7 protein-coding genes and 1 pseudogene are annotated in these 5,525 nt (G+C 68.2%); 4 read left to right on the forward strand and 4 right to left on the reverse strand.

Annotated elements, in window-relative coordinates:
• Positions 1–238: 238 nt before the first annotated feature.
• Positions 239–616 (reverse strand): winged helix-turn-helix transcriptional regulator, encoded by a 378-nt coding sequence (locus ABH941_RS40740; RefSeq protein ID WP_370138483.1) that lies wholly within the window; start codon positions 614–616, stop codon positions 239–241.
• A 49-nt stretch (positions 617–665) separates the two neighbouring features.
• Between ABH941_RS40740 and ABH941_RS40745 the strand changes: the two genes are divergently transcribed.
• From ABH941_RS40745 to ABH941_RS40755, 3 genes are all read left to right on the forward strand, one after another.
• On the forward strand, positions 666–1,409 hold the full coding sequence (locus tag ABH941_RS40745; protein ID WP_370138486.1) for an alpha/beta hydrolase: 744 nt from the start codon (positions 666–668) through the stop codon (positions 1,407–1,409).
• Between the two features lie 562 nt (positions 1,410–1,971).
• On the forward strand, positions 1,972–2,382 hold the full coding sequence (locus ABH941_RS40750) for a transposase (RefSeq protein ID WP_370138489.1): 411 nt from the start codon (positions 1,972–1,974) through the stop codon (positions 2,380–2,382).
• The gene (locus ABH941_RS40755) at positions 2,358–2,702 is read left to right on the forward strand and encodes a transposase (RefSeq protein WP_370138492.1); all 345 of its coding nucleotides are present in this window, start codon (positions 2,358–2,360) and stop codon (positions 2,700–2,702) included. The genes ABH941_RS40750 and ABH941_RS40755 overlap by 25 nt, the downstream gene beginning before the upstream one ends.
• On the opposite strand, the gene ABH941_RS40760 is transcribed toward ABH941_RS40755, so the two are convergent.
• On the reverse strand, positions 2,620–3,204 hold the full coding sequence (locus ABH941_RS40760; RefSeq protein WP_370138495.1) for a hypothetical protein: 585 nt from the start codon (positions 3,202–3,204) through the stop codon (positions 2,620–2,622). The two genes, ABH941_RS40755 and ABH941_RS40760, sit on opposite strands and share 83 nt — an antisense overlap.
• 271 nt (positions 3,205–3,475) lie before the next feature.
• Between ABH941_RS40760 and ABH941_RS40765 the strand changes: the two genes are divergently transcribed.
• Positions 3,476–3,649 carry a hypothetical protein gene (locus tag ABH941_RS40765; RefSeq protein ID WP_370138503.1) on the forward strand — a complete coding sequence of 58 codons (174 nt, stop codon included), beginning with the start codon at positions 3,476–3,478 and terminating at the stop codon, positions 3,647–3,649.
• Between the two features lie 100 nt (positions 3,650–3,749).
• Here ABH941_RS40765 and ABH941_RS40770 read toward each other — a convergent pair whose 3' ends face one another.
• Together ABH941_RS40770 and ABH941_RS40775 are read right to left on the reverse strand one after the other, a co-directional pair.
• Positions 3,750–4,724, reverse strand: a complete 975-nt coding sequence (locus ABH941_RS40770; protein WP_370138514.1) for a hypothetical protein — start codon at positions 4,722–4,724, stop codon at positions 3,750–3,752.
• Between the two features lie 56 nt (positions 4,725–4,780).
• Positions 4,781–5,083, reverse strand: a pseudogene (locus tag ABH941_RS40775) (DEAD/DEAH box helicase family protein); the annotation flags it as partial.
• Between the last annotated feature and the right edge of the window lie 442 nt (positions 5,084–5,525).

Below are 5,525 nucleotides of genomic sequence, written 5' to 3' on the forward strand. Positions count from 1 at the left end.
CACCCTGTCGGCAGGGAGCGGAACCTACCCGGCCCCACGCCCCCGGCGCACCACCCCACCCTGATCGGCTACACCACGCCAAGGGACGCGATCCCACTTCGCGGGACGCCACCCGTGTCGGGGGCCGTTGTGGGTCGCGGGCGGTGTAGCGGCAGGTTACGAGCCGGACCATCTGGTCGGCTCACAGACCGCACAACCAGTGCCCTTCTTGATCACCTGATCCGGTGGCGGTCACGGCTCAGGTGTCGGAGGTGCTGTCCTGCTGCGCCGCTTCCTGGAAATTGGCGACGGCGGCGCCGTACGTCTTCGCCCAGTCGGTCAGGGCGGCGATGGGTCCGGTGAGGGTTTGGCCGAGGTCGGTGAGGCTGTATTCGACCCGTGGGGGTGCCTCGGCATAGGCACGGCGTTCGATGAGGCCGTAGCTCTGAAGTCTGCGCAGTGTCTGGGTGAGTACCTTGCGGGAGATGCCACCGACGAGGTCGACGAGTTCACCGTGCCGACGGGGCCTGCGACTGAGGGCGAACAGGACGACGACGGCCCATTTGTTGGTGATGATGTCGATGGCGAGCCGGGCGGGGCAGTCGGCGAGGAAGACGCTTCCGGCTGAGTCGTGCATGGCCGAAGGTTACCAGGAGGTACCTATCGGCTCAGTAGCGTCTTCCTGCATGAGTACGCCGCACACGAAAACCTACGTTCTTGTCCATGGTGCTTGGCACAGCGGGCGCGTCTGGGACCGGGTGGTTCCCTTGCTGACCCGGGCCGGGCATCAGGTGTTCGCCCCTTCGCTGACCGGCCACGGCGAGAAGGAACACCTGCTCACTCCAGACGTCGACCTGGACACCCACGTCGCCGACGTCGTCGCTCTCCTCAGCGAGTGGGATCTCACCAACGTGGTGCTGGTCGGGCACAGTTACGCCGGGATGGTCATATCCGGCGTGGCCGGGGAGGTCCCGGAGCGGATCGCGCATCTGGTTTACGTCGATGCGATGGTCCCAACTGATGGTGAGAGCGCGCTGGACGTCATACCGGAGAAGACCCAGCGACTGATCGACGCGGCCGCCGCCTCCGACGCCCCCTGGCGTATCCCGCCCGTGCCGGAAATGCCCGCGCCCATGGGGCTGTTCGGGGTGACCGACCCGGCGGACACGGCGTGGCTGCGCACGATGCTGTCGGACGAGTCGGTGCGCTGCTTCTTGCAGCCTGTCCGGCTGGACAACCCGGCCGTGGATGCGATTTCCCGGACGCACATCCACTGTGTCGGCAGCGCACCGGGGGACGTCACGCGCCGCCCGGTTCCGGCGGTGCAGCCCAACGGCGCTGCGTCGCAGGTGCGGGAGCTGCGGAGCGGCCATGACTGCATGGTCACCGTGCCGGACACACTCACCGACCTGCTGTTGAAGGCCGGCTGACCAGTTGCCGGTTGCCTGGCGACGGCAGGTCTTCCGCCGTTCAAAGCTCAAGAAAGGCCAGTACCTCGTTCGCCGTGGCCCTGGGGTATTCGAATGGTGCGAAACTGTAGTTCTGCCTGTGCATGTACCGGGCAGTCGGGCTCCGGTGGCCGCGGGGAGCGTTCAGATGCTTTGCGTGTTCGCAGGTTGAGAGCGTGGTGGTGAACCGGGTGGTGTTCGGTGGGGCCGAGTCGGGGATGCCTCGAATGTTCGTGCTGGCCGCTGGGCGGGCGTAGACGAACGGGCCTCTTGGTAGGAGTGCGGTTGTCGAGACCAACCCTCCGGCCCAGGAGGCCCGTTGCCGTATCAGTTGACCATCTGCGCACCGGTCGGTGGCACTTCGGCCACTCTGGCGTGTGACTGCTACGTTCACCGGTACGGGGCGATCGCGGCGGGGCGGCGTGCGCCGCACTACCCGTCCGACATGACGGATGCGGAATGGGCCCAGGTCAAGGCCTCGATGCCGGTGCCGGCCTGACTGGAGGGCCGGGGCGGACGCCCCGAGGCCTACTGCCACCGCGAGATGGTCGACGCGGTGCGCTACCTCGTCGACAACGGCGTGAAGTGGCGGGCGATGCCCGTGGACCTGCCGGCCCCGCGCAAGGCCTACGACTTCTTTCGCCGCTGGTCGCGCCACGGCTATGTGCGTGAGCTCTGCCAGCGGCTGCGTCGCCTGCAGCGCACGCGGGAGGGCCGGGCGGCCGAGCCGAGCGCGGGCATCATGGACGCGCAGTCGGTGGACGGCTCGGAGACCTGCCCGGCCGCCACGCGGGGAGTGGACGGCAACAAGCGGCGTGACGGCCGCAAGCGCCACATCCTGACCGACACCGGCGGCCTGCTGCTGGAGGTCACCGTCACCCCCGCGAACGTGCACGACTCGGTCGCCGCCCCGGAACTGATGAGGCGTTCATGGCCGAGCCCGGACGCCTGCTGAGACTCATCTGGGCGGACACCGCCTACCAGGGCCCGGCCCTGGCGGACGCGTTCGCCGCGCACGGGGTCGGGGTCGAGGTCGTCAGACGCCCCGACGGGACCAGGGGATTCGTGGTGCTCGCGCGCAGGTGGACGGTCGAACGCGCCCTGGGTTGGCTCTCACGGGCCCGGCGCCTGAACTGCGACCACGAGCGCCGCCCCGACCACCACACGCAGATGGTGTGGTGGGCCGGCCTGATCACCCTGACACGGAAGCTGGCGAAAGAGCGCCTGCACTGGCCGGAGTTCCGCCCCGGGCGCCTGGACCCGCGGCCGGAGTGAACAGGCCCCGCTCACGCACCGGCCAGCCGCGCGCCTGCAGCGCATAGGCACGGTGGCGCACCTTCTCCACCGCGTTCAACCGCGCCGCGTCCCGCCCCAGCGCCCGGGTCAACTCCTGCACCGTCACCGGACCCGACGCGGCCAGCGCCGTCTCGAAGACCTGCCGGTAGGCCCCGCTCAACGCATAGGCTTCCAGCCCCGGCTGCCAGACCGGCGGCCGGGCATCGTAGCCCTCCCGCAGCACCGGACCTGCGGGCGTCGGCCCTGCGACGGGCTCCACCGCCACGGCAGGTGCAGGTGACACCCCGTCACCGTCGCGGTCCGCAGCCGCTCCTTCGGCGAAAGTGCGCGCCACCTCCTCGCGGGCGATCCGCGCATGCTCCAGCCGCTGCCGGGCCGCTTCCGCCTGGACCTTGGCCTCCCGCAGCATCTCCAGCCACGAGTCCAGTTCCTCCCGGGCCCGCGCCTCCCGGACCTCCAGTAACGCGATCACCGACGGCACCCGCACCTCCACGAGCCAGACGAACCCTCCGCTGGCTGCCCGCAGCCGACCACACCGACGCCGCGACCACCCGAAAGCGCCAGGTCATCGAGCTACAGACCGGTTCACCACCACGCTCTCAACGGTGGCTCCGATGGGTTGGGGCGATGTTGCGGTTCCTGGGCGTATGGCGCAAGGCTGTCGTCGACGAGTCCGCGACGCGTCTGGCCATCACCGAGACCCGATCAGTGCGGGGGAGTGGTTCGGTGAGGTTGAAGTGGGGTGGGGTGAGATGTCGGCAGCTCTGATTGTGGAGCTGGGGCAGAGGGGGGTATTGCCGTACGAGTCGGTGCTTGAGGAGGCGGATTTCGTCCGTGGTCTCGGCGGCCTTCATCGTGGTCAGCTTGTCTTCATCGACGAGCTGATCCGGGTCTCGACCGGCTCGTCAGTCAGCCCTGAAAGGTGAAGAAATCCTGCAGAGTCGGGCAAGCCGTACACCAAATGGAACGATCTTGGTGATTTGCCCGGGTGCCACCTTTGAAGCTCGGGACCCGCTCCACCACCCGTCATCGGCTGACGGCTGACGCGTCCCGGTAGACGATCCGCTCCGACGGTTCGCCGGGGCGCTGGTCGAAGTGTTTCGGTGTGCCCGGCGGGAGGGCGGGAGCCAGCGCGTGGAACACCGCCGAGTAGGCGTCAGTGCTGTAGTCCCGGTAGTGCTTCGTCGCCTGCAGCCACAACGCGCCCGACGACAGGCGGACCACCTCGTGGAACGCGCCGGTGGTGCGCAGGGCGTTGGCGCCGCCGACGGCGTCAGCCAGCTCTTTCGGGCAGATGGTCCACCACTCGTATCCGCGCAGCGTCTGACGGCTGGTCGGGATGGTTTCTTTGGGGGACCTCCATGGAGGCCCGAGCGTCCGCTCGAGACCCGTCTTGCCCAGCCCGTCGTGGTAGGTGATGTTGCCGAATGACGGGTCCAGGCTCTCACTGATATTGCGCAGGAAGCCGAGCACCGCCTCCTGCCGCGCGGCGTCGAGCAGATCCGCCTCGGGAATCTGGAATGACAGCACCGCCCAGTCGATGGCCTCTGACGGGTGCCCGGCCTCCGGGCGGTTGACCGTGATCCGCAGCGGGCTGCGGCCCGGGTAGCCGTGTTCGTCGAGCACGGAAAGCCCGATCGTGGCGGTGCGTGGCGGCTCGGCCAGCTGTTTCAGAAACCACGACAGGCTCCGGGCGGAGATCACCCGGTTCGAACGGCGAAGCTGCCGGCCGTCATGGCGGGCGATCGAAACGAAGCCCCAGGCAGCGTGGGGCGGCCCGCAGGGAATGTTGCGGCGCATTGCCTCCGGAGGCAGTTTCGGCCCGGTCTCCAGCGCCAGCCGGTGCCCGCCTGCCAGCGCGGTGAACCCGCAGTCCAGCCATGCGCGCGCCATCTCCTCATAGGCGGCCGGATCGGGCCATTCCAAATTGATCTCGGCGTACAGGTAGCCATCCCTCATGCGGGTATCCCAGCACACGTCACTGACATCAAGCGGGCTCACGGCCGCACCCAAACGCGGGTGCCCAGCTCGGTTGCTTCTGCGGGTTGCTACTGGTCGAAGAGCTCGGTGTCGTCTTGGAGGCTGCACACGGCTACGGCGGGTCCGGTGTGTCCGACGTCGCGCCAGGCCCGCACTGTCTGGGTGAGCAGGTCCAGGGTCGGGACCATCACCAGCACCCGTCCGTGCGGCACCAGTCGCAGTGAGGCTGCGGCTGCGGTGATGGTCTTGCCGGATCCGCAGGGGGAGTGGACCTGTGCCCGCAGGCCGTTCGGGGGGATTTTCTTCCCGGGCGGGATGTCGAGCCCGTGGACGATGGCGTCGACTGCCTCGACTTGATGGTCCCTCAATTTCACGGGCATGTGCCGCTTCCCCTTTATCTGACACGTAGTGGATTTCGACGCCGGGACCGGAGCCGTGTCACCTGGGTTCAGTCCATGGGGGTGCCGGTGTTTTCCTGACTCTACACAGTGCATCAAAGTGATGCACTTCGCTTTAGTGAAATCCCGTCAGAGTCTAGCAGCACGTCCGTCACCGAACACTCCTCCCGTCGGAATCGAGCAGACGCAGTATCAAGCCTCCCAGTTGCGGGGTCCGGGAGCGAAGCGGACGGACCCAACATACCGTCAAGTCGCTGCGAAGCAGCGGCTCATGACGCCAAGCGAAGCGCGGCGTATCCCCTTCGTGTGGCCGAAGCGAAGCGCCGGCCACACGCCCCGCGAAGCGGGGCCGTGCTGCAAGCGAAGCGCGCAGCCGCATTCCCGCCGCGAAGCGGCGGGAATCGCTTGCACAGCGCGCAGCGCT

Origin of the sequence: Streptacidiphilus sp. EB103A (genome assembly GCF_041261405.1) — a bacterium.
GTDB lineage: Bacteria > Actinomycetota > Actinomycetes > Streptomycetales > Streptomycetaceae > Streptacidiphilus.